Genomic DNA, 23,995 nt, shown 5'->3' on the forward strand with positions numbered 1-23,995 from the left:
GACGTTGTGGATTGTTCTGTGGTTGGCTGGTCCGACCGGACTTTGCAGGAACCGGACAGTCACGTCTTGACGCCGAAGCGAGGCAATACCCACGCGTTCAGCACGAACAACGCAACCTAGACAGCAAGTGGCAGTAGCAATTCTTTCATTGCGAATCCAAACCATCATTCAATGTCTTCATACAGAAGTACCAATCAGCGCATTCATACGAAGCGTCCGCCATTCGTTCGCGAGCTGTTTCAGATGTCTTGGGCGGGGGGACAATGACTTTTCCTCCAGGCATCCAGCTTTCCGGCGTGGCGACCTTGTGCTGATCGCTTGTCTGCATAGCCTTGAGCAATCTCAAAAACTCTTGAACGCTTCTCCCATTGCTCATCGGGTAGAAGACCATCGCCCGAAGCACAGCGTCGGGGTCGATAAAAAACGTTGTCCGCACGGCTGACGTATCGCTGGCTCCCGGTTGGATCATGCCGTACGCATGGGCCACGTTCATCGAGAGGTCATCGATGATCGGAAACGGAATGTCCACGCCAAACTTTTCTTTGATATTCGCCACCCAAGCGAGGTGCGAAAAGACGCTGTCAATTGAAAGCCCCAACAGGTCGCAATCCAAAGCCTGAAAGTCACTGTGAGCCTTCGCAAATGCGATGAACTCCGTTGTACAGACCGGCGTGAAATCAGACGGGTGCGAGAACAGAATCAGCCACCGCCCCTTGTAGTCGGCAAGTTTCTTCGGCCCGTGGGTCGTCATCGTGTCGAAATCCGGCGCTGGCTCGTTCAATCGCGGCATTGGTACGTGGTTTTCATTTGTCATGACATCTTACTTTCAGAGTTGTGATTGTTTGATGTGTAAGAGTCACGGGCACGTTGCGGTCCGTGACATTTCATCGCATGCCGGAGCTGCATGTCCTACGGGCAAACCCGCGCCAGCCCATGCTCCGAATCCGCCGGTCATGTTGATGACTTCCAGCCCATTGGCTTGCAGAATGCTGGCTGCGATCGCGGAACGCTCCCCAGTCTGACACTGCGTCACGATTGGCTTGCCGCTCTCAATGTCAGATAGATTGTCGGGGAGACGACCGAGGAACCGATGGTCGGCTCTGGCGATGTGGCCAGACTTCCATTCCTCCTCCGAACGCACGTCAATCAGTTTCACGTCGCCTGACTCGATGCGTGGAGCCAATTCTTTTGGTGTGCGGATTGAATACTCCTCGGTAGCCAAACCGCTTGACCGGACTTCGCTCGGGTGAAAAGCACCCTCGATCTGCTCCACGCCGATCTTGTGCAGTACCCGTGCCGCTTCCTCCAGCTGATCTGGATGGCAGATCAAGTAGGTCGGCCGGTCATAGTCAACCAGCCAACCCGCCCATGTCGCGAGCATCTCCAGTGGAATGTTGATCGTGCCAGGCACGTGGCCTTTGGCGAATTCAGACGATGGAGTCAGGTCGACGACCGTTCCGGATTTGACAGCATTCTCTAAACCAGCGACATCGAGCACTGAGTGATGATGTCCCGCACCAAGAATCCGCGGGCCTTCTTTGTTGACTCGCTTCATCACCGCGAAGTACTTCGGTGCTTCCGGCTGGTCGGACAGGATATACTGCACGAACTCTTCTTCGTCGGTGAACTGCAAAGCCGGGTTGAACAGTTTTTCGTAGCCGACTGTCGAAGACGGAACGGCACCGAGTCCCTTGCCACAGGCACTGCCCGCACCGTGTGCAGGCCAGACTTGCAGGAAGTCTGGAAGCTGTTTGAATTTCTCTGCGGAGTGGAACAGGTCACGAGCGCCCGGTTCGGCCGTGTTCGCCAGCCCCGCTGCTTCTTCGAGCAAGTCAGGACGTCCGATCGAACCGACGAACACAAAGTCGCCGGTGAAAATGCCCATCGGCTTATCGGCATGTCCGCCTTGGTCAGTCAGCAGGAACGAGATGCTTTCCGGCGTGTGCCCCGGAGTGTGTAGCACATCGAACCTGATGTTTCCGATCATGAACGAGTCACCATCCTTCAGCAGTTGATGCTCGTGCTGGTCGGCGAAATGATACTTCCACTCCGCCGGTCCTTCGTCCGACACGTAGAGCTTCGCCCCGATGCGATCCGCCAGTTCACGGGCTCCCGACACGTAATCGGCGTGGATGTGAGTCTCCGCGATCGCGATCAGTTTCACATCCTCGCGATCGGCCATTTCGAGGTACTGCTCGATGTCCCGACCGGGGTCGACGACCACGGCAACCTTCGCCTTCTGGCATCCGACCATGTAGGAAGCATGAGCGAGAGCTTTGTCGTAGAAGTACTTGAGCAACATGGGACTATCTCCTTTTCAGTTGGGTTTCGAGCGATGCTTCGCTCGTGAGTGGTTGAACTTCCGTGGTGGACGATGCGGAGGCTTGACCGGACGAAGGTAGAGCCAGCTTGCTGCCTTCATTCACGATCACGAATCCACCCAGCAGAATCAGGAACACTGCAAAGACTCTCTTGAACAATTGCTGATTCATGCGTGCGTTGACCGACTTGCCGATCAAGTTGCCCACCACGCCGATCAGCACGACGATCATTTTTATTCAAACCTGACTTGGCTTTTTTTGTTTCAGTTCGCATTCACTTCACGGAGCGAGCGAGTCCAAAGGAATGTTACGGGCTACAACCGCACGCACTTCGCGAAACTCAAGCGACGTGCGAACGTCGATGATGTCGACGTTTCCCTGCCCGTCGCGCTCCGCAAGCTGTCCGACTGAAATCGTTTGTAGTTGACTCATTTCTATTTACCTCGAATATTCGTAACCTCGTAACCTTGCGATGTGTGTGGGCAAAAAAAGGGAGAGAATTGACGCTGCTTTGCGTTACACATCCGACAAAAACCGCCCCTCAATACAGTCCATAATGTTCTGCAGATGCAGTTCGGCCACCTGATAATAAACCCGTCGACCTTCCCGCTCGCTGGTGAAAAACCCACACCGCTGCATCAATCGCAGGTGTTCCGAAGCCACGTTGTTCGGCACCCCACAGTCTTCGGCCAATTCACCAACCGTGTACCGTCCATGCAGCAACAGCTGCACCATCCTGAGCCGCACCGGATGCGCCAGCGTCTTCAGACACTCCGCCGCCTCAGCAAACGCCGCCGGATCACCGAGCGGTTTGGTTTTAGAATGGGACTTCTTTTTTGTGGTCACTTCAAACCTCCTTTGATCACTATATCGTAATCTAACGACATGTCAATGAGTCTTTTTTAGGAAATTCGGTCGTCCCCTGGAAAATGCGGGGACGGACGACCAATCTGGATACTGAGAATCACGATACCGAAAGCGATCCGCAACCGTGAGGTTTGTCACCCCGGCCATATTTGCCGCGCTGTCAAAATGACTCTTACGGGCAACTAGCGTGCGACTATTTGTCCACTCTGGGGATGTGCCCCACGCGCCCAAGATGGCCCCTGGAGCTTGTTCATACCGCCCTAGTCCGGCCCTCAATTCCTAACCGGCAATGGCGCATGGGTGTGATTCTCCTCGTTTGGACGAGGCTTGTCGGACGTGGAACTTTTTATTTGTGTGTGTATATGTAAATCGTCGGCGTCTGAACAAGATTGATTCCGATTCGCTCACGTACTTAGTTGCTCAGGTCGAGGCATTTCAATTGGTTTTCGCTGCGAATAAAAAGTTTTGTGCCCACCAATGCCGGGTGGGAATACGGGGGGACCTTATCCTCGAATAGCTTCACCCGCGAGATAATTCGCGGTTTGTCGGCGAGAGGGTCAAGCAGCAGCAACTCTCCGTCGCCAATGACCAGCAGACGGTCGCTGGAAGCGATGATCACGCCGTGTTTCGACAAGGCCGCGTCACGAAGCCTCCAGATTCTCTCCAGCTTGCCATTCGCGTTGAGACACCACAAAACATAATGCACGCAGAACAATCGATCACCGACAACGACCGGTGAGCTGGTGTCGGGATTCAGTTGTGCATTCTCCGCAACCGGCTTCGGGTCGATCTCGCCGTTGTCCTTGAATCGATACAGGCGTGTTCCGTTGTTCTCGGTACTCACCAGTAGTTGTCCGTCCACGTTGATCGGCGTGGGAACGTTGAAATCGTTCTCGTGTGGCGGCGTCAAAGTCCAAAGTCGCTTGCCGGTTTTCGGGTCCCAACCGCCGAGCGAATCGGTATCGTGTCCGACGATCTGCAGTTTTCCACCGAATCGGCCGGCGATCAACGAACCATAACCGCAGGCTTTACCCGGTGATTTCCACAGCACCTGCCCGGTCTTTGGATTCAAGGCGACGAGCGACGCGTTCGCCGCACCGGGATTGATGATGAGTTTGCCGTCAACCAGCAAAGGGGACCCGCAATAGCCCCACGGCATTTCCGCCGTCGCGACGAATGCTTTGCGGACGTTGGTTTTCCACTGCACTTCGCCGCTGAGAAGATCCACGGAATGCAGATCGCCCAAGGCACCGAACAGGAACACCAGGTCTCCATAAATTAGCGGCGTTGTCCGCGGTGAGATTCCGTAGTCGAGTTCTCCTTCTGCTGCGTATTCAAGTTCCCAGAGCTTCAACCCGGCGAGGGTATCGTAACATTGGAAGAGGTCTTTTCGGTCATCGAGACTACGACTTCCGAAGATCACGAATGATTCCGTTGCGGCGATCCCCCCGAGAGCGGGTTGAGCAAGCTTGATTTCCCAAGACACAGTCGGTTGAGCGGCGAGTTGCTGGGGCAATTGAGGATAACGGCCATCCCGATGTGGCCCCCGCCAACCATTCCAGTCAGGCGTCTTCGATTCGGCGGCTACTTTTTTTTTGCCGAAGCCGTTGACGTCTTCTCTTCAGCGGGTTCAATCGGTACAAAGCCGATCAATGTCTCGATCGCCTCGCAGATTTGGCGGTGATCGCCAACTGCGAGCAGTGCTTTTTGAATGCGTTCCCGCCGGGGCGCATCGACCGTGTTCGTCGTAAATGCTGTGACAAACGGGACAGGTTTGGTCTTGCCGACCACTTGCAGATCTCCTTTCTTGATCGTGCCACATCCTTCCAGCAGCGGAGCGGCATAACTTGAGATGACGGCTGCGATGCGGGTCTTCTTATTGGCAGCCAACTCGACGACTTTCGCTGCCCCATCACTGCAGGATTGATCGATCTCCAGCTTGGGGGGAATAGCGACCTTCGCTTTTTTCAGCAACGTCATCGCTGCCGCGTGTTTTTCGTCGCATTCTTTCGGGCCGAAGAGAATGCGATAACCGGACAGGTCGGCGACTTTCTTGGCCGGGTCGCTGCTTGCAACGACAACCAGTCCATTTTGCGTCGTCAAACCGTCTTTGTCAGTCAACCTTGCAACCGCTGTCACTGTGAATTTGTGTTCAGCGGCATCAAAACGGATGACCGAGTCCTTACCGATAATCACATCTGCTTGGCCTTTGGCATCCCCCTTGAGGGCCGTGCCCAGCGCATCGGCAAACACAAGATTCACGCGCTCACCGAGTTCCTTTTCCAGAAATTTAGCCAGGACGTTGTAGTCCCGTTGCGCATATCCTTCCACGCAGGGACAGGACAGCGGTTTCGCCAGTGGGTCCATCACGATGACCGTCAGCCCATCATCACTGGCTAAGACGACATTGTCAGCCAACCCGAGCACTGCAATCATCAGACAGAATACGAGTAACGAAATTCTTTTCATCGGAGCATCCTCGATTCATTTTTCGTCGAAATCTCGAAATAGTGAACTGGCCGATTAGCGGGTCGCCGTTTTTCCTTCTACATCTGTTGGTTTAGTTTGCATCACGATAATGTGGTTCCGCGTGATGTCGAGCATATAGATACGATCAGTATCCTGCGATACAGCAATGGAGACTTTCTTACAGCCGGGGACGAGTTTCACATCGCCGACGTAGTCGATCAATTTCCCTTTGGAATCAAACCGTTTGATGCGGCCGCTGCTTGATTCCGCCGTATAGACATCACCGTTTTTGCCGAAGCAGAGATTCATTGGGTTGCAGCAACTGCTGAAACCTTCCACTCCTTTACGGTCACCTTTGCCCCAATGGAGCTGTTCTTTTCCGTCCGTATCGTAGCACACCACTCGGTGGCGGGAATTTTCAGCGACGTAGATCCCATTTTTGTCCGCCTGTACATCCATCTGCCCACAACAGCCGGACAACCCGGTCACGATCTGCTCGGCATTTTTGAATTTCAGATCGGTCCGCCAGATCGCATAGCCATGACCTTTGAGGGCACGTGTCGCGACGAAGATATTGTTACCGTCCGAACTAATAGACGAAACCCCTGTTTTGTACTTAATCATCCTGACCACTTGCTGGTCGATCTCCTCCTCGGACAGTTTGGGTTGCTCGGAGATCTGATCTCGGGCTTCTTTTAATGTTTTCAACATGCGTCCAAAGGCTTTCAGCCGACGTTTATCGATCTCGGTTGGCTCTTTCTTCTTTTTTAGATCTGCCACGCGTGTCTCGTAATTCTCGATCGCTGAATCGTAGTTCACACCTCGCGAATTGAGTTGTTCTATCACCTCTTTACGAACGACATCGGCGTTGGACTTCAAGTCTTTGTAATGCGGCGCAGCCGCTTCCTGTATTAATTTGCCGGTGGTTGAATAACGAAACAAACGTCCGTCGCCAGCAACAAGCACGGTGCCATCCGGAGCGACATTGATCGCTTCTGGATCAACCGGCACCTTCCAGTCGCGCAAGTGATTGCCCTCAGCATCAAATGTGCGGATTACGCCGGTGCCGTTCCCCTCCTTATCCGAGCCGGTATTGCACCCGGCAAGAATATCGCCGTCACCGGTCAGACAGAATGTGTTCAGCTTAAAGCCTGCCTTGTCCTCGGTCACTTTGATGAGCTTGACCTGCTCATGCGTAGATTTTTCTGAGATGTCCGCTTCACGTTCTGGCAGGCTAAGTTCAGCCTTGAGGGATAGCGGCGAGAGCAGTGACAACATGACGATCAAACCAAGCGCTTTCATCGTGTCTCTCCTTTGATGAAATGGTGTAGAGAAGTGGAGCTGCTCAGGGAGTATGACGTTTTGTCTTCGCGAATCCAACAGGAATATTTGAATATTTACTCCCCAAAGGGTTATTGATGTCGGCTCGCTGGGAAACTAGGCCATCATAGGGAGAATACCGAGACTCTTGAAATCCAATGAATATGATGCGCTATTTGCGCCGTTTCTAAGTATATTGAAAGAAGTAGAAAATTATTTCCTGCTAATTGCATTTGCGCGCCGCCCGCATTTCATCGAAACGACAGAGTCAACGCGGTGATCGGCAGAGCTGAATGTTAACTATGCCGTAGAAGCAGCGATCCACAACATGCAAGCCTCTCTGGCGGGCGAGCATGTAGTGTACGGAAATCTATGTCGGTAAGATCAACCGCCGCAAGTCTCTAAACCGGGGTTCGCCAATCAGTGTTATCAGATAGACAGCTTGAGGCGAATGCGTTCGAACGCGCCGAGACTGATGTTGATGACCAAGGACGAACCGTCATTTGAATTATTGGGTCAACTAATTATTGGGCGATGATTCGGTTCGCAACGGGCAACCGATTACCGGGTCGTGCACCAGTCACATCGACCTCTCGCCAATAAATCGCTATTCCAGACCCTGAAAACCCGGTGCGGCTGATTGGCGTAACAAGCCATCAATTCTGCGATAGAGTGCCAATTCTCCTCCGATAGGTTCATTTTCTCAAACTCAGGTAACTTGACTGGTGGTCCCCGCGAGAGAAAAGAAGTCCGGGGTTGCCTTTCCCTCAGACGAACATTTATCAAATGTCGTCGACGTCACTTCGCTCGGACCGCCAGTCGCTCAGTCTTTCGCCCAAAGCCAGCAATTGATCCGGACCAGCGCGTTCTATAGGCCATACGGCAGCAACGATCAATTTTTGATGCATTGAAGCCTCCGTTACACGATTGCGGAAAGCACTTAGTGTGCCTCAGGACCGTAGTAAGGCCGAGGTCGTTATTCGTTTTTCGGCCAATCCGGTAGATCGAACTTCTTCACCGTGTTGGCGGTGTGTTCTTTGTAATGGTCTTCCATTTGTTTCAACAATCGGCGGGGCGTCCAACGACTTCCTGGGGCCTTTTCGTCTAGGTTCAGGCCCTCGAGTAAATAGGCGAAACGCCGTGTGAATTCGCTGACCCGTTGTGTTTGCCGGGCTTCCTCGCGACCATCCCAATCCGGGTGCGCCGCCACATAGTCGGGAGGCATCTGTTTCGGATTGAGGTCCATCACCGGGATCGCCGGATTTTGGGCATGATAAATCTGTGAGAAAAACAACAGTTGCCGGCCCATCATATGTTCGGTGTTCCATCGCGGAGTGTGCGTGCCATTCCCTGGCCGAAAATTCAATTGCTGCGGCGACAGTTTGGCAAACACCTTTTGTGAGTCCATGTTGGATTTTTCCATCTTGGTAAATAACGTCGCCAGTTCATCAGGCATCTGCCAAGGCGAATCGTCAAGTACGACGACCTGTGTCTGGTATTTCGGTTTGCGTGATTGGGAGACAGCAAGTGTGTTATGGTCGACCAGGGTTACCGCCTCCTTCGCACCGATGGATTTGCCGAACGCTTCGGCAATTTCCAGTTGGCTAGCGCCGAATTGATTAAGCAATACCAACCGCGGAGCAATCGATTTCATGAGTGCGATCACGCGGGGGTCGGTCAGTCGCCATGGATTATCGGTCGAAAGCACAAGTAGATCCGCAGATTTTATGTCGTTTATAGGAACGTCCGCAGGCGAAGCCAAACATCCGTCAGGCATGAAGACGAGACGCGTCCCGTCGACTTCCAGCAGCAAGGGATTCGCACTGACACTCTTCGACGGCAAAGTCTTGATGTGAATTGCATGGGGGTCCTTTTCGGTAAACTCAGCGGCGGGAATCCAAGTCGCCTTGGTGGCATTTGGCTTTCGCGTGAGGAAGTGATCGATTGTTTCAGATGTGGAAACGGTTTGATCGGGTGCGCGAGGCAGCTGTTTGAGAGCGTCGCCATCGGGATTGATGACGACGTGGAAACCCCAAAGACTTTCCAGCGAAACCATGCCACTAGGCCATGTGCGGATTGCCAACGGGTCCCCATCGCCAGCCTTCACCGTAGCGGCGTCAATGAGTAGCCAACTGGCAATAAGAATCAAGCAGGCAATAACAATGGGATGGCGATGCATTTTATTTTTCCTCTGACAGGTGATTTAGCTCAGCTAGGATCATACCAAGTCGACGCCGGGAATCGACCGCGGAATCATCTCCAGCATTTCCGGGAGACCAAACCTATCCAGAATTGTTGAGCGGCGTTTGGGCACGCGATCTAGCAATCTGACCACCGAAATCCCCAACACCGGCATATCGCTGCCCAACCGGTACATTCTTTAACAACTCAATCCCTCGACGGTCCCGCTACCTTGGCGGGGGGGGCCGTCAATCTCCTTCATTTTGAGCTCGCAACAAGTTTTGTCGCGTACTAATTTGAATCGGGATATTTCGCTTCGACTACCAATTTGGGTAATGCCTGTTCCAGTCGTTCGATTCCCGTGGCTGTCACGTCAGTGTCCCATAAAGTGATGCTCTGCATCGAGGTTAAAGGTTCGAGATGCTGGATTGAGGCCCGCCAACCACGAACCACCGGAGGTGCGCGCCGGCGGCTGTTGTTGGCGGGTTGTTTCCGGACTGTTTATTCCCTGTTCGGGATACCCAGCAAAATGGCCCGGACGGAGTCTGAACCACTCCGCCGGAACTCTCACCCCAATCTGTTGTGGAGATTGAAGCGATGACGAATGGGGAAACCTGCTACCCCGAAGCACAAAAAAGCACCGATAAAGGCGAAGCCCTGGCTAAGATTATTGCCGCGTTGACCAAACATCACAAATAGGCTGAGGGCGGTAATCTCAACAAGGAGCCGATTGGTGACAGGGTGATTTGCGCAAACGAAACGAATCTGGAAGCGTCGCTCAAACTGCTTGACAGTGAATTCTTGCCAAAGATAATTGTCAGCACTGACCGTTTCCCCGAACTGTCTGTGCCCAATGAGGAAGCCGAAAAAGCTGACGAATAAAAGTAACTGTTCGATCGTTCGATACAAAATGTCGAACGCTGGGCCCATAAGTGTGCGAGCCGCACTTCGCGGCGAGTGACTCATTGGAGCACAGAATCATGACGGAATGCACAAATGCTTTGCGGTTGAGTCCCAAGCGAGCCGCCGAGGCCCCGGCAATTTCCCCGCGCAAACTGTAGTTGGCAGTCACTCTGCGGGCTCACATTGCTACTAAATTGCCGAAGGCAGGGGTGTTCGAAATGCCACACAATACCGATCTGGCGCGTATGCTGCGGGCTGATTTGGAACAGGCTCGCGGGGCTTGGATCAAGGACGCGAAACGTCAGCCCAAAGAGTATATCCGTCGCGTACAGAGTGACTTTTTGGCTGCCAAGAATCACGAAGATGAAGTTTTGGACTTTCACGCACTACGCCACACGTGCGGCGCCTGGTTGTCGTTGGCGGGCGTGCACCCCAAGGTTGTCCAGACCGTGATGCGGCATTCGACCATCACCCTGACGATGGACACCTACGGACATTTATTCCCGGGCCAAGAAGCAGACGCCGTCGCTAGATTGCGCGGCGTCTGCAATGGCCCTCCACAGACGCTCAAAGCGACCGGGACTAATGATGCGACACCAAACTCTCCAGAAAACGCGCAGCGCCAGGCGCAGCAATCGCGACGCGAAACGCGGCAACACGGTGCGATACAGTGCGACGAACCGAACACAACACCAGCAAACAAGAAATCGCCCAAACCCAACAATGGTGTGGACTTAGGCGACGCTGTGCAACGCAAATCAACACCAGACAAAAATAGGGCCGGCAGGACTCGAACCTGCAACCAACAAATTATGAGTTTGCTGCTCTAACCGATTGAGCTACGGCCCCGGGGAGGGGATAGATGCGGGGAGGCTGGTGGATGTTCGCTTGGGTTTTGTCTTTTTTTCGTAGGTCACACGATGCTATCGCGCCCCAATGTGAGTTGGGCGGGTGATTTGGGGATTCTACACGGCAATCTCTGAAAACAAAAGTCCGCACTTGCCGGCCTGTGCCGCTCTTCTTGGCTGGCTTGCGTAAAAATCGGGGAGATGTCCCAGATTGATCGCAGGGAGGAAATCTGTTTTTTGCGGGGCGGAGCGCTGGCTGGTTCGTTGATTCTGATGGGAGTGTATTAAAGCGCGTTGCGGGATGTGCTTTCGGGTCTGGCATTCGACAATTCTGTGGCTGCAAACTACAGTGTGAGGCGTCACGTATTTGTTGAAAAAAAGGATCTAGCTTTGAGTTCGGCAAAAACAATTTTGGTCACCGGTGGAGCCGGTTATATTGGCAGTGTGGTGGTCGAGCAGCTTGTCGGCGAGGGAGCGCGGGTGGTTGTCTTTGACAATCTGTCGCAAGGGCATCGCGCTGCTGTGCATCCCGATGCGGTGTTTGTTGAAGGCGACCTGCTGGACGCGGAGGCGATTGAGTCGGCGGTCGCTGAATACCGCCCGGAGAGTGTTCTGCACTTTGCTGCTCATTCCTTGGTCGGCGAGTCGATGCAAGTGCCGCTGAAGTATTTGGGTGAAAATGTGACGGCCGGTTTGAATCTGTTTCAAGCCATGGTGAATCACGATGTGCGTCAACTGATTCTTTCGTCGACGGCCAATTTGTTCGGTGACCCTGAAGAGATTCCGATATCGGAATCGACAAAAATTGCTCCCGGGAGTGCCTACGGCGAGTCGAAATACATTCTCGAGCGCATGCTGGCTTGGTTGGAGCAGATTCATGGGTTGCGGTATGCGGCGCTGCGTTATTTTAATGCGGCGGGGGCGACGGACGAGCGCGGCGAAGACCATACTCCCGAGACGCATCTCATTCCGTTAGTGCTGGAAGTTGCTTTGGGGCAGCGGGACCAGATTACGGTGTTTGGCGATGATTATCCGACGGAAGATGGGACGTGCATTCGCGATTACATCCATGTTTCGGATTTGGCGCAAGCCCATATTCGGGCACTGGATGCCCTGGCAGGAGGCAGTCGGGTTTATAATCTCGGCAATGGCAACGGATTTAGTGTGCAAGATGTGATCGAAACTGCGCGCGAGGTGACCGGTCATCCGATTCCGGTTGTCTCTGGGGAACGCCGTGCGGGTGACCCGGCGATCCTGGTTGCTGATAGTCAGAAAATCCGAGCGGAGTTGGATTGGAAGCCACAATTTCCGCAATTGCGCGACATCATGCAAACCGCGTGGAACTGGCATCAAAGCCATCCCAACGGCTATGCGGAATAGTGGCATAGCGGCCTGTTAAATAACCAAGAATCTTTGAGATTCGGGTGCCATTGCTGACTTGTCCAGCAGTGTTTTTTAAGTCACACCGTTTGCACTGGCGGGGCACAGGCTGAGAACTTTGCCGCAACTCGAAAACTCAAGGCTGTTATTGATCGGCTGCGGTGCGGTATTCCCGGATGACGAGTCGGGGGAAGACGATTGCGCCCTTGAGGTAGCGACCGGCCAGTCTCCGCGGGTTTGTCAGCATGCGGTGCAGCCATTCAAGCCGTGCCTGTTGGGCCCAGCGAGGGGCGCGCGTTTGGTGTCCAGCTAGAAAGTCGATCGTGCCCCCAGCTGCCACGGCTATTTTTGCATTGAGTTGCGAGCGATGGCGGGCTAACCACAGTTCCTGTTTGGGGGCGCCAAAGCCGACAACCAAAAGATCGGGGGCTGATTCGTTCACCTTGGCGACGATGCGCTGGTTTTCGTCGTCCTGGGTTTCAAATCCGAAAGGGGGGCTGTCCGTCCCGACGATTTCGGCTTTCGGCCAACGTTGCCGAATGCGGGCTGCTGCCTTTTCTGCGACCCCGGTGGCTCCGCCTAACAAAAAGATACGCGGATTGTGTTGGGAGGCTCCGGCGGCGATCAGTGCGGGGACTAAGTCGGAGCCGGCGACGCGGGCGGGAAGCGCCTTTTTAAGCCAGCGTGATGCGGTGACGACAGGCCATCCATCAGCGACGACTAAACCTGCCAGTCCGTATGCGTCGCGCAGTTGCAGATTTTGGTTGAGTTGAACGATGTGGTCGACATTGGGCGTGAAGACTAACTCACAAGGTCCGGCGGGACCTTGCATGCGCTTCAGCCCCCAATCAATCGCATCGTCCATCGTCACTTGATGAATGGCGATGCCGAACATTTTGACGTGTGGTGGCACGGGGTGTTGCGGGGGAGCCCCGTCAGTTTCGCAAGTTTGTGCGGAGTGGGGCGAAGGCAACATGGTTTCTGTGACGGCACGGGGACGCAAGTTGGGGGGGGCTGATCAAGACAGCGCGATTCACGTTTGGTGATAGCGGCATTGCGATTGACACGCAAGGGCCAGTTCAGACAAACGTGATCGCCACCCCCCGGCGGGTGATTTAGTAAGCGCCTTTGGCACTCAGGACCGCTGGGACAGTCCGCAGCAGGAGCTGTAGATCGAATAGCAGCGATTGACGCTCGATGTATTCGATGTCCATTTGCAATTGTTTAGGAAAGGGGATGTTGCTGCGTCCGGAGACCTGCCAAATGCAAGTCAGACCGGGTTTGACTTCCAGTCGCCGAAGGTCATCCCAGGAGTATTGCTCGACTTCCGACGGCACCGGCGGGCGGGGCCCGACCAAGCTCATGTCGCCCAGCAGGACGTTGAACAATTGGGGCAGTTCGTCGAAGCTCGATTTGCGGAGTAGTCGTCCAATCGGCGTAATGCGAGGGTCATTCGCCATTTTGAAGGTACGACTATCCTTGTGTTGGTTTTTCTCTCGCAATTTGTCCTTTTGGCGATCTGCGTCGACGGACATCGAGCGAAATTTGTAGCAGGTGAATTCCCGGCCACGCAGTCCAACCCGTGTATGTTTGTAGATCGCCGGTCCGCGACTTGTCAGGCGAATTGCCACAGCAATTGCGATGAACAATGGCGATAGCACCAGAATCGCGGAGCCTGTGACAAAAACGTCCAGAGCCCGTTTCGCGAATGCATAAAGTGCCTTCTCCCGCCGGGTGACCTTGCTCTCGGGGCGATGTGTGATCGCCTCGCGCACTGTGCGGCGGAGTGTACGGGGTCGAACGGAAGGTTCGATGGTACGCTCTGAACCGCTGGGGTGATTGGGGGAAGAGTAAAGTGGGTTTAGGGAGGAATGCAGAGTGGCGGTTGCTGTTTGGCCCGAAGTACCGTTCTCCGACATAGTACATCCTTCAAATTCATCTAGGAGGGTGGGTAGGTAACGGTCCGCGGTGACTGCCGTGCCAACCGAGGGAGGACCGTTTCACGGAAATCCAAATTTCCGTGAAAAATTTGCATTTATCCCCGTTTGTCTGAGGGATGAGACACGAAGCTTTCGTGCTTCTTTGCGTCTCGATAAATGCGGGTTTTGTACTGGAAGAAACCCTTAAGCAAATCGTGAGCCAATCGGTGCCGAGACGGTCCTCCAGCCCGGGATTCCCGTTGGTGAAATGGAGGAAAACAACGCAGCAACTGCTGAAGGAATGCTGATTCCGTGCCTGAAATGCTCTCTTGGATTTTGAGAGATTTTTGGTGAGAGGGTAGGGCGAATGGTTTATCGAAATGATAATTGGGTGTTGATAATTACAAGGCGTTGAATGAAAGGCCTGCTGTGATAATGGTGGCCCTTGTCGCTGTCAGGGGTTTGCTTCGCCTGACTGTACCGTTGGGGCAAAGTCTTCCTTTGTCGGCTGCAGAATTCGAACGGGCGGTCGCTCGGAGGACGCAAATGGGGCGATCCCATCTAGGCGGCAAGGAGATCGGGTTTGCCGACTCGACGAGTGATTGGATCTCGTCGTGGAGATGGCGAAGACGTTTCCGTTCTTGATGCGTGGTCGCCAAGGAGGCCGGCGGCGCGGAGTGGTGACTTGGGGGACAAGTCAGTCATCCACGCGTTGGGGTTCGACCGATCTTGGCACACGACGTGCTCAATGAATGTGGAGCCGCACGGTCGTTTTGCTGGGTGGCTGTTGGCATGCGATTTGCAGAATCTGTACAACGCCTCCCCGGCACGTTAACCTCTCCACTTAGAGCGTGTTTTCAAACTGGGCGAGGCTCCTGCCGAGCCGCGATGAACCCTATTGCTTGCCTTGGCCATAGAAATCTCCACACGTCCCCACACCAAACACCACAATGCGGCTCAGCAGGAGCTTCGCCCTCCCGCGACGCTAAATGGCAGTTGTAAAACGTAATTTGAAAACACGCACTCATAACGTGAACATGCTTGTTGAAACATCCCTAGAGACTGAAACGCCTCAAGTGCTTCCTGTGTCGGTTGCAGCAGTGATTGTGAATTACGGCACCGCGGAGCTGGTCGTGCAATGCCTCGATTCGCTTCAGGAAACGCGCAATGAATGTGATCATCTGCAGGTGTATGTTGTCGATAACGCATCCAGCGATAATTCCGTCGAGGAAATCCAGGCAGCGATTTCCGAGCGGGGTTGGAGTGAGTGGGTGGAATTGATGTGTGCTCCGAGTAACGGAGGATTCGCCTTTGGTAACAACGTGGGGATCCGTCGTGCACTGGCTGGGGACGACCCTTCGATGGGAGCGGTTTGGTTATTGAACTCGGATACAATCGTCAGGCGCGGAGCTTTGGAGTCTTTGTTGCAGGCTTTGGAAACTCATCCGCAGGCCGGAATTGTGGGGAGCCGTCTGGAAGACCGGGACGGCACGTCGCAACGCTCCGCTTTTCGCTTTCAGACAATCGGCCGCGAATGGGCGCGAGGCCTGAATCTGGGATTGTGGTTCAAACTATTTCCTGGCGCGGAAGTCGCCCCCGTGCAGGTCGATCAAGAGTATGAGACCGATTGGCTGGCCGGTGCGAGTATGTTGATTCGGCGGGAAGTGATCGACGACACGGGCTTGCTGGATGAAGGTTATTTTCTTTACTACGAAGAAGTCGATTACTGCTTGCGCGCCGCCCGTCAGGATTGGCGAACGGTGTACGTTCCCACAAGTCGGGTCGTGCATCTGGTGGGGCAGAGTTCCGGTGTAACGAGTCGTGATGCCGACCATCGCCGGTTGCCCAAGTATTGGTATGAATCGCGGGCTCGGTTTTTTACGCAAAATTATGGGAAAATGTCTCGGATTCTAGCGGACATCAGTTGGCTGACCGGCCATTTGCTGTACCGCGGTCGGTGTTTACTACAGAGAAAATCGATCACGTTTCCACGGTGCTTGGTGCGTGATTTTGTACGATTCAATTTTTGGTGGCCCAGCCGCGTTGGTTAGCCGTGTTGATTCAGCCGTTGTCAAATTCGCCGTGTCAATTGGGAAGTGGTCGTGAGTGCAAATCAAATACTCGTGCAGTCGGCAGAGCTATCTAGCTCGCTCCCTGTTCCGCAGGGGGAAGTGGATTTGCAAACGCGTGCGCGAACCAATCAAAACCCGGCCGGTGTCTCGCTTTGGAAATTATGGCGCGAGGACTTGGCGACGCATGACGGCAAAATATTAGAGCAAGGTTTCTGGGCGATGGCCGTTCATCGGTTTGGAAATTGGCGGATGGGTGTCAAACCCGCGTTGCTGAGAATGCCGTTTTCGATCATCTATAAATTCCTATACCGCTTTGTGGAATGGACTTGCGGAATCAGTTTGCCCTACACCGTTCAAGTCGGCCGACAGGTCAGAATCTGGCATCACAGCGGCATGATTTTCAATGCGGTTTCGATAGGTGATCGCGTACAGCTACGGCAGAACACGACGTTTGGGGTCGTGCGGACGGAGCATGATTTTGAATTGCCGATCATCGAAGCAGGCGCCGACATTGGCGTCGGGGCCGCCATCCTGGGGCCGGTCCGCGTGGGGGCGAATGCCGTCATTGGAGCGAACGCGGTTGTATTGAGCGATATTCCACCCAATTCGGTCGCCGTTGGCGCGCCGGCCAAAGTCGTCAGAAGCCTGGAGCGAAACAACGACAGCACGAGTCGCACAGAAGGGATCGCGGCGGAATGAGTGAAACATTGGGAGTTGTAGTCATCGGACGCAATGAAGGGGAACGGCTGCGCCGTTGCCTGGAGTCCGTCAAAGCGTGCGGACTTCATGCCGTCTACGTCGATTCGGGCTCATCGGACGACAGTGTACAAATCGCGCAATCGATTGATTTTACGGTCGTCAATTTGGATTTAGCGATTCCCTTTACCGCGGCCCGTGCGCGGAGCGAAGGATATGACAAGCTGCTCCAAGAGTATCCCGCTCTGGAGTATGTGATGTTTGTCGACGGGGATTGTGAAATCGAATTGCCCTGGCCGCGCATCGCCGAGACGTTTTTGCAGGAACATGAGGAGGTCGGGATTGTCGCCGGACGACGGCGCGAGCGGTTCCCGGAAGCGTCCGTTTATAACCGGCTGTGCGATTTTGAGTGGGACGCCCCGACGGGACAAGTGGCCGCTATTGGCGGAGACTCAATCGTGCGGGTCAGCGCCTACCAAGCCGCCGGAGGATTCAATCCGACCGTGCCGGCCGGTGAAGAACCCGAACTGTGCAGCCGCATCCGCGCTGCTGGTTGGAAGGTGTGGCGGATCAATACGGAGATGACCAGACACGATGCTGCTATGTCTCATTTTGGCCAGTGGTGGAAACGTTTGACGCGCACCGGTTACGGTGGATTCGATGTCGAACGCCGTTTCAAAACCGGCGTGTTTCAGCGAATCCTTTATAGCGCTTTCGTGTGGGGGATTTTGATTCCCCTGTTGGCAGTGATTGCCGCCGTAACGGCGTACCGTTATTTCGGTGTCATCGGCGCCGTGGCTGTGGTGGCCAGTGTCGGCGCGGTTTGGCTGCTTCAGATACTCCGCATTACTCTCCGCACACATCGCCAGGGGCGTCCTTGGCGGCAAAGCTTGGAGTATGGCTGGTTCACGATGCTTGCGAAATTCCCGATTGCGATGGGTTCGCTGAAATCGTTGTGGGCTTGCTTGACGCGTCAGGGAGCTCAAATCATTGAGTATAAGTCGGCGGTCAAAAGTCCATCGGCTTGAATATTGTGGAATCCTTGTGAAAAACATGGATTCGCGATGATGCAACAATTCTTACTCTCGTTATTTTAGGAACCGATCGCCTTGAAACCTCGCTTGGGCACCATGCTACGCAGTTGCCGCCAACGCGCTCGAGATTCCTTCGAGCGCGTGAGGATCACTCAGGGTGCGTACACACGGTGTACGATGCTCGTCTGCGGCGAACGGTTGGACATCGCCAGGTCGCAGGTGCATCCGCTGTTGGATTGGGTGCCGGACCAGCGGGTGGGGTGGTTGTTGCGCGAAAATGCGCACCGGCCCGCGTTGTGGCGGAAGACGCAGCCGCAAGTTGCGTTTTTGCAAAGTTATTGGGACACGCCGTTTGTCGAGATGGAGTCACTCATCGCCCTGATTCGCGAGGAGTCGCCGCGGACAAAAATCTGCTACCTCGATTGGTTTGCACCGGCGAATGTTCCCGAACCACGACTGATCGACTTGGTGGATTTGTACGTCAAGAAAAACATCTTGCGGGATCGGTCGCAGTACTTAAACGGCATGTGCGAAACCAATTTGGTGGAGTACGAGGCGCAGTGGGATGCGGAATTCTTGAATCCTCGGCAGGGAGTGCTCACGGAACAACAGTTGTCGAAGTTGACCGTCGGCTGGAGTTTTGCCACCGATCGAAGGTTAGTAGAAGCATTGCAATCAGACGCGATGGCCAACACAGACCGGCCGATTGATTTGCACTGTCGGATCTTTTCCAAGAACGAGCGGACGTGGTATCACCACATGCGCAATCGCTGCGTGGAGTCGGTCAATGAACTGGCGACCGGCGCTGCGGAGGGCGAAAAGATTGTCTGCAGCGCAGCACGGTTGGATTGGGACGCGTATATGCGCGAGCTGGCATCCAGTAAGGCCTGTCTGAGTCCGTTTGGTTATGGCGAAGTCTGTTGGCGCGATTTTGAGGCGATCGCCGCCGGGGCGGTGCTGGTCAAACCCAACATGGATCACCTGGAGGTCTTTCCGGACATCTACATTCCTGGTGAAACCTACATCGACATCGATTGGTCCTTTAGCGATTTGAAGGCAAAGTACGAATCGACGCGTGACAGCGGCCTGCGAAAAAAATTGGCCGGCAATGCCTGGCAGCGCTGGAAGTCATTTGTTGCCACGGATTGGAACAATCACTGGAACGACACACTTCAAAAACTTTTAGAAACATAACGGCGGGCCATGGCGACATCGATCAAAGGTATGACTCGCTGGTTGGGGCACCGCGGCAGAGAATGCGGTGTGCACCTCGATCGGCTGCGACAACCGCACCATGCGCCGCGGGTAGTCTTTAGCGTGGATGGTCCGAACAACGGGATGGCCTCGGGATTGCGGGGTTATGCGATGGCCGAGCACCTCCGCCGTTTCAATTGGCGGACAACGGTGTTTCCGCATCAATTGGAACAATGTCAACGCAGCCGCGTTTTTAAGTATGAATCTCCCGACGTTGTGGTGCTGCAAAAGGCGCGGCATGTACTGAACCTGCCCTCCCTGTATGCCGGGGCGAAAGTCGTGCTGGATGTTGACGATGCGGATTTTCTGGATCCTCAATTGACCGAGCGGTATGAGACGGTAGTCCGCGGATGCGACGCGGTGATTGCCGGGAGCCGTTTTGTGGCGGATTGGGCACGTCAATTCAATCCCAACGTCACCATCATTTGGACTGCCAAGCCTCCCGCGGCGGAATATAAAACACGGCCTGCCAAAAACGAACGTCCGACAATCATCTGGGCCTGCTCAGATCCGCATGCCTATCCCGCGGAAGCTGAACTGGTCCGCGAGGTGATGTTGCATGTGCAGTCGCCGGAACAACTAACATTCGTGTTGGCCGGAGTGCGGGATGAGTCCGTCTCCGACGAATGGTTGCAGCCGCTTGTGCAGGCCGGCATCGATTGCCAGAAACTGCGGTTTTGCGAATACGGACAATTTGTGCGTTCGATTGGGACCGCCCATATCGGCCTCGCGCCGCTGCTGCCGGAGTCCTCGCCGTTTAGTGCAGGCAAGTCGTTTGGAAAAGTGTTGGCCTACTTGGATGCTTATGTCACGTGCGTTGCTTCAGATTGCTGTGACCATCCTTTGTTTTTTCGCCACGGAGAAAACGGCATGTTGGCCAATTCAGTCGAGGAATGGGTACAAGCGCTCGATCATCTCGTCGCCGAAAGGACGGACTGCACTGCCATGGGGGAAACAGCCAAGCAGGATTATTTAGCAAGACTCACTTGCGAAGCCTCGGCAGCCAGGTTGAATGATGTTTTGCGACAACTGATCAGCAGTGACGGTACGGATAAGTAAAGTCGATTGATTTGGATTCGCAGAGTGACGCCCGCTTTGCAATACGAAAGTGATGAGAGGCCGGTGACCAATGATTAGCCACGAACACAAAGCCATCTATGTCCATGTTCCAAAATGCGCAGGGAGCAGCGTCGAGAAATTGTTGTTGCCGAATCGGCCTCAACATGACGGGCCGGACTATGAGCATCTATTTGGCTGGTGCCCCAAGCGAAAAATTCATTTGCAACACGCGACCGCTGCGCAGATGTTGGACCTGGAGCTGGTGACAGAAAGCCAATGGCGGGACTATTATAAATTCGCCTTCGTCCGGAATCCCTTCGACCGTACATTTTCGGATTATTTTTGGATGAAGACGCAGATCGAACCGGCCGGCGGCTTTGGGGAATACATCGAGCGCCGCGGCCGATTTGCTCCCATCCTGGGCGAACCGGACGGTCCGGACTATCGTGGCGACCATCTGATTCCGCAGTGTGAATTCGTGTATATTGATGGGGAACTCGCCGTGGATTTCATCGGCCGGTTTGAGTCGCTCGATGCGGGTTTAGAAACCATTCAGACGAAGCTATCAGTCGTGGATCGGCGTGTGCCGCACTTAAAGAAGGGCCGTAAGCGGCATCAGCACTATTCCCATTTTTATACCAACCGCATGCGGGAGCAGGTCCGGTCGTTGTATGAAGCGGACCTCGAGGCATTCGGTTATCAGTTCGACGATCAGCGCAGCGTGATGTCCAACATCAAGCGTTACGTCTGGCCCATCCGGCACACACTCGGGAACTGGAAATACGCCGCTCAAACGCGCTTTGGTGTTTGAGCCTGTTTCGCGGATTGATTTCGCAATTCAACGATTCAGCTTAGCAGTCGGCCGGTGTATGTGTGCATGGCTCGACGTCTGCGGCGGCCGGGGTTTGACAGCCCGTTGAAAAACCAAAACATCCGGGAGTTGGATTCCACTCCTAGCATGCCCAGCAGTGTTTTGCCGGTCACACGTTTTGCACTGGCGGACAAGCCGCCAGTGGCACCCTTTTTTTAACGTGCCGTTAAGGGGCGCTGCTTTCGCGTGGCGTCTTGGTCCACTGCGTGTCGGCTTTGTGGAAAAAGGCCAAGTACTGCGGCAAGTAGCGAAAGAAATAACGTGGTAAGGCGAGCAAGACCTTGCGGTTCAAGAGTTTCTTTTCGAACACGGCAGCGACGGCCAAAAGCACCACGAGGAATGATGCGCAGGTGGCGACTGTGATCAACAGTGGAATTTGGCTGCCTCCGGCAAGGTAAATGATTCCGGTCGCTGCCATCGCCACCCACTGTAGCAGCATCAACAATATCAACGGCGGCACGACGAGGTCACAGATGAGGCCGAACGATGCCAGACGTGCGTGGAGCAGGAAATCCCCCAGCAAGCGTGGGAGTTCGTTGCGCATGAATGCCAACTGCGAATGCGACCAACGGCGGCGTTGGACCGTGGCGACTTGTTTGGTTCTAGGCAGCGGGCCGCGGACAACTGCGTCCGGACAAAAGTAGGGGCGGTTACCTTGGAGCGTGAGGTCGATACCCAGTTTGTAATCCTCACCGGCATGTCCTCCGGCCAGGGGAGCGTCAGCTGCCAAACTCCAGGGAAGGGCGAATCCCGATCCGGTCAGCATGCAGGGCAGCCCTAACAGCTTCATGCCCAGGGGGCGAACGGCGTTGCGTACAGTGAAGGCGAGCGACGAAACGTAATCAGCGGCATCCGCATCGTCGCTATCGACGTGTAATACATACTTGGCTTGCGCGGGACTATTCCGCTGCATCGCCATAGTGACCAGTGGTTTCAAGAAATCTGGTTCAACGGCCGTATCCGCATCGACAACCACCATTGCGTCGGGGGGATCGGAGCGAAGAAAATCTCGGCCGGCGGCCAAGGCCCAACCCTTACCGCGGCGATCAGGTTCGTTGAGTTCCAGTACCTCAGCTCCAGCGTCGCGCGCAACCTGCGCGGTTTCGTCATCGCAGTTGTGGGCAATCGCTACCACGCGCCCGTTTGCACCCATTTGCGGCAAGAGCGAACGGATCGTCGCGGCGATCACCTGTTGTTCATTGTGGGCCGGGATGATGATTGCTGCTGTATAATCCGTGTCATCATCGGTGGAGGTGGGCGCCGTTTTTTTGGTCGTGAACCACGTTGCCCCCATGGCGGCTAAGCACTGCAGGATAAAGATCAGTGTGGGAATCGCGACCAGTGCGGCGATGAAAAACGCTACGATAGACATATTATAAAAACCTTGGCAAATGCGGTGGGTATACTGCTTGCTCGGAGAGTGACGTTAAGACTGAGCCTGTTGCAACTCCCGTTTTTTGTCCGGGGGCAGTTTCGTATCGTAGCGAACCGGTCGGCTGTCGTCGTTGCCGGATGTGATCCATTGATGAAGGCGCGCCGCTTCTTGGCGAACGTCATGATTCTGCAGAACCCGCGCTCTTCCATTTGCGCCCAAACGGGATAATTCTTCGGACGGTGTTGCCAATAATTTAGAAATTGCTGCGGCCAATGCATCAACATCGCCGGCGGGAATCAGCGAACCCATTTCGCCATCCACAACCAACTCAGGAATCCCGGCAATCCAGGTGGTGATCACGGGGCGGCCCATTGCCAACGCCTCCATAATCACGACAGGCAGCCCTTCAGCAAAGCTGGCCAGCACAAGTCCCGCTGAATCGAGTATGTGTTGTTTCACTTCGTCGCGATCGGCCCAGCCCGCGAGTTTTATGACCTCTTCCAACTGGTTGCGAGCGATGGCCTCTTCGACAGCAGGACGCAAATCTCCGTCGCCTATGAGCACCAGTTCGAATGGACCACTGGCTTGGAGCGCCTTTGCCGCTGCTTCCACCAGGAGCACTTGTCCTTTTTGTTCGCACAGTCGGCCGACGCAGACAAGTCTCCGATTGGCCTGCGGCGGAGCCGGTTCGGTGGTTAGGTAGTCGGCATCCAGCCCACAGCGAACGATTTTGATTTTCGACCAATCTTCAAAGCGGATCCAGCGGTACAGCTGGCTGCGGGCGTAGCTGGAAATCGTGGCGACAAAAGCAGCCCGCGCTGTTTTTTCGTCCAACGAGAGTGTCGCGGCCCGGTCGAATTCTTCCGGACCGTGCACCATGAAACTGTAGGGCGGGCCGCCCAGCACGCTGGACAACATGGCCACTTCGGTGGAATTCGTTGCGAAGTGGACATGCAAATGTTCGATTTTGCTTTCGATCAACCACCGCGACAAAACACATGCCTCGGCCAGATAGATCAAGTGCAGGGTCAAGGACTTATCACTGCGCCGCGCCACACGAAGCGACAACCGAGCAGCGCGGAGAAATGCGAACGGTTTGCGAAACGGCATGAGCAACAACGCCAATAAGATCCGCCCAATGCCAATTCCCGTCACATAGCGCGTCACCGCTTGTTCGTTGCGGTCGCGTTCATCAACCAGCGTGCCGTTCCACTGTCGCAGCGCAAAGCGATCGACTGTCATCCCCAAATCTTCCAACGCCCGAATCTCACGACCGATAAAGGTTTGACTGGGCATGGGATACTGGTTGATCAGATAGCCAATTCGCACGGCCAATTCCTATGAACTGTAAAAAGAAAACGCAAAGTGAATCATCAGCAATGAAATTTGGTGTGATCATGCTGAACAGGTTTGGTCAAAAACGGTT

The 23,995-nt window shown here is 54.6% G+C and carries 21 protein-coding genes, 1 tRNA gene and 1 pseudogene; 8 read left to right on the forward strand and 15 right to left on the reverse strand.

Annotated elements, in window-relative coordinates:
• Positions 1-145: 145 nt before the first annotated feature.
• From Mal52_RS05805 to Mal52_RS05845, 10 genes are all read right to left on the reverse strand, one after another.
• Positions 146-814 (reverse strand): peroxiredoxin, encoded by a 669-nt coding sequence (locus tag Mal52_RS05805; RefSeq protein WP_145374768.1) that lies wholly within the window; start codon positions 812-814, stop codon positions 146-148.
• 42 nt (positions 815-856) lie between these two features.
• Positions 857-2,302 (reverse strand): MBL fold metallo-hydrolase, encoded by a 1,446-nt coding sequence (locus Mal52_RS05810; protein WP_145374769.1) that lies wholly within the window; start codon positions 2,300-2,302, stop codon positions 857-859.
• A gap of 4 nt (positions 2,303-2,306) precedes the next feature.
• Entirely contained in the window at positions 2,307-2,552 is a 246-nt protein-coding gene (locus Mal52_RS05815) for a hypothetical protein (protein ID WP_145374770.1), read from the reverse strand.
• A gap of 48 nt (positions 2,553-2,600) precedes the next feature.
• Complete coding sequence (locus Mal52_RS29595; RefSeq protein WP_197533733.1) at positions 2,601-2,753, reverse strand: rhodanese-like domain-containing protein; 153 nt, start codon at positions 2,751-2,753, stop codon at positions 2,601-2,603.
• Between the two features lie 84 nt (positions 2,754-2,837).
• Positions 2,838-3,167, reverse strand: coding sequence for an ArsR/SmtB family transcription factor (locus Mal52_RS05820; protein WP_145374771.1), 330 nt, complete (start codon positions 3,165-3,167; stop codon positions 2,838-2,840).
• A 433-nt stretch (positions 3,168-3,600) separates the two neighbouring features.
• A complete protein-coding gene (locus Mal52_RS05825; RefSeq protein ID WP_231962684.1) occupies positions 3,601-4,674 on the reverse strand; it encodes an outer membrane protein assembly factor BamB family protein in 1,074 nt (357 codons plus the stop codon).
• A gap of 98 nt (positions 4,675-4,772) precedes the next feature.
• Positions 4,773-5,657, reverse strand: coding sequence for a PhnD/SsuA/transferrin family substrate-binding protein (locus Mal52_RS05830; RefSeq protein WP_145374773.1), 885 nt, complete (start codon positions 5,655-5,657; stop codon positions 4,773-4,775).
• 54 nt (positions 5,658-5,711) lie between these two features.
• On the reverse strand, positions 5,712-6,959 hold the full coding sequence (locus tag Mal52_RS05835) for an NHL repeat-containing protein (RefSeq protein ID WP_145374774.1): 1,248 nt from the start codon (positions 6,957-6,959) through the stop codon (positions 5,712-5,714).
• Between the two features lie 994 nt (positions 6,960-7,953).
• Positions 7,954-9,156, reverse strand: coding sequence for a DinB family protein (locus Mal52_RS05840; RefSeq protein ID WP_145374775.1), 1,203 nt, complete (start codon positions 9,154-9,156; stop codon positions 7,954-7,956).
• A gap of 569 nt (positions 9,157-9,725) precedes the next feature.
• The gene (locus Mal52_RS05845) at positions 9,726-10,124 is read right to left on the reverse strand and encodes a hypothetical protein (RefSeq protein WP_145374776.1); all 399 of its coding nucleotides are present in this window, start codon (positions 10,122-10,124) and stop codon (positions 9,726-9,728) included.
• Between the two features lie 182 nt (positions 10,125-10,306).
• On the opposite strand from Mal52_RS05845, the pseudogene Mal52_RS05850 reads away from it, so the two are divergent.
• Positions 10,307-10,549: pseudogene (locus tag Mal52_RS05850) on the forward strand (tyrosine-type recombinase/integrase); the annotation flags it as partial.
• A gap of 287 nt (positions 10,550-10,836) precedes the next feature.
• On the opposite strand, the gene Mal52_RS05855 reads toward Mal52_RS05850, so the two are convergent.
• Positions 10,837-10,910 (reverse strand) — tRNA-Ile (locus tag Mal52_RS05855).
• 389 nt (positions 10,911-11,299) lie between these two features.
• On the opposite strand from Mal52_RS05855, the gene galE reads away from it, so the two are divergent.
• Positions 11,300-12,289, forward strand: coding sequence for a UDP-glucose 4-epimerase GalE (gene galE, locus Mal52_RS05860; protein ID WP_197534685.1), 990 nt, complete (start codon positions 11,300-11,302; stop codon positions 12,287-12,289).
• A gap of 145 nt (positions 12,290-12,434) precedes the next feature.
• On the opposite strand, the gene Mal52_RS05865 is transcribed toward galE, so the two are convergent.
• A complete protein-coding gene (locus Mal52_RS05865) occupies positions 12,435-13,202 on the reverse strand; it encodes a WecB/TagA/CpsF family glycosyltransferase (RefSeq protein ID WP_145374777.1) in 768 nt (255 codons plus the stop codon).
• A 202-nt stretch (positions 13,203-13,404) separates the two neighbouring features.
• Positions 13,405-14,208, reverse strand: coding sequence for a sugar transferase (locus Mal52_RS05870; protein WP_145374778.1), 804 nt, complete (start codon positions 14,206-14,208; stop codon positions 13,405-13,407).
• A gap of 1,037 nt (positions 14,209-15,245) precedes the next feature.
• Between Mal52_RS05870 and Mal52_RS05875 the strand changes: the two genes are divergently transcribed.
• The 6 genes from Mal52_RS05875 to Mal52_RS05900 all read left to right on the forward strand — a co-directional run bounded on the left by Mal52_RS05875 (position 15,246) and on the right by Mal52_RS05900 (position 21,134).
• Complete coding sequence (locus tag Mal52_RS05875; protein WP_145374779.1) at positions 15,246-16,259, forward strand: glycosyltransferase family 2 protein; 1,014 nt, start codon at positions 15,246-15,248, stop codon at positions 16,257-16,259.
• 51 nt (positions 16,260-16,310) lie between these two features.
• Complete coding sequence (locus tag Mal52_RS30390) at positions 16,311-16,979, forward strand: serine O-acetyltransferase (RefSeq protein ID WP_197534687.1); 669 nt, start codon at positions 16,311-16,313, stop codon at positions 16,977-16,979.
• Complete coding sequence (locus tag Mal52_RS05885) at positions 16,976-18,004, forward strand: glycosyltransferase family 2 protein (protein WP_145374780.1); 1,029 nt, start codon at positions 16,976-16,978, stop codon at positions 18,002-18,004. The genes Mal52_RS30390 and Mal52_RS05885 overlap by 4 nt, the downstream gene beginning before the upstream one ends.
• A 183-nt stretch (positions 18,005-18,187) precedes the next feature.
• Entirely contained in the window at positions 18,188-19,204 is a 1,017-nt protein-coding gene (locus Mal52_RS05890) for a hypothetical protein (protein ID WP_145374781.1), read from the forward strand.
• A gap of 9 nt (positions 19,205-19,213) precedes the next feature.
• Positions 19,214-20,323, forward strand: a complete 1,110-nt coding sequence (locus Mal52_RS05895; RefSeq protein WP_145374782.1) for a glycosyltransferase — start codon at positions 19,214-19,216, stop codon at positions 20,321-20,323.
• A 70-nt stretch (positions 20,324-20,393) separates the two neighbouring features.
• Complete coding sequence (locus Mal52_RS05900; protein ID WP_145374783.1) at positions 20,394-21,134, forward strand: sulfotransferase family 2 domain-containing protein; 741 nt, start codon at positions 20,394-20,396, stop codon at positions 21,132-21,134.
• 226 nt (positions 21,135-21,360) lie between these two features.
• On the opposite strand, the gene Mal52_RS05905 is transcribed toward Mal52_RS05900, so the two are convergent.
• Together Mal52_RS05905 and Mal52_RS05910 are read right to left on the reverse strand one after the other, a co-directional pair.
• A complete protein-coding gene (locus tag Mal52_RS05905) occupies positions 21,361-22,566 on the reverse strand; it encodes a glycosyltransferase family 2 protein (protein WP_145374784.1) in 1,206 nt (401 codons plus the stop codon).
• A 54-nt stretch (positions 22,567-22,620) separates the two neighbouring features.
• Positions 22,621-23,898 (reverse strand): glycosyltransferase, encoded by a 1,278-nt coding sequence (locus Mal52_RS05910; RefSeq protein WP_145374785.1) that lies wholly within the window; start codon positions 23,896-23,898, stop codon positions 22,621-22,623.
• Between the last annotated feature and the right edge of the window lie 97 nt (positions 23,899-23,995).

The sequence above is a fragment of the Symmachiella dynata genome, from assembly GCF_007747995.1.
GTDB lineage: Bacteria > Planctomycetota > Planctomycetia > Planctomycetales > Planctomycetaceae > Symmachiella > Symmachiella dynata.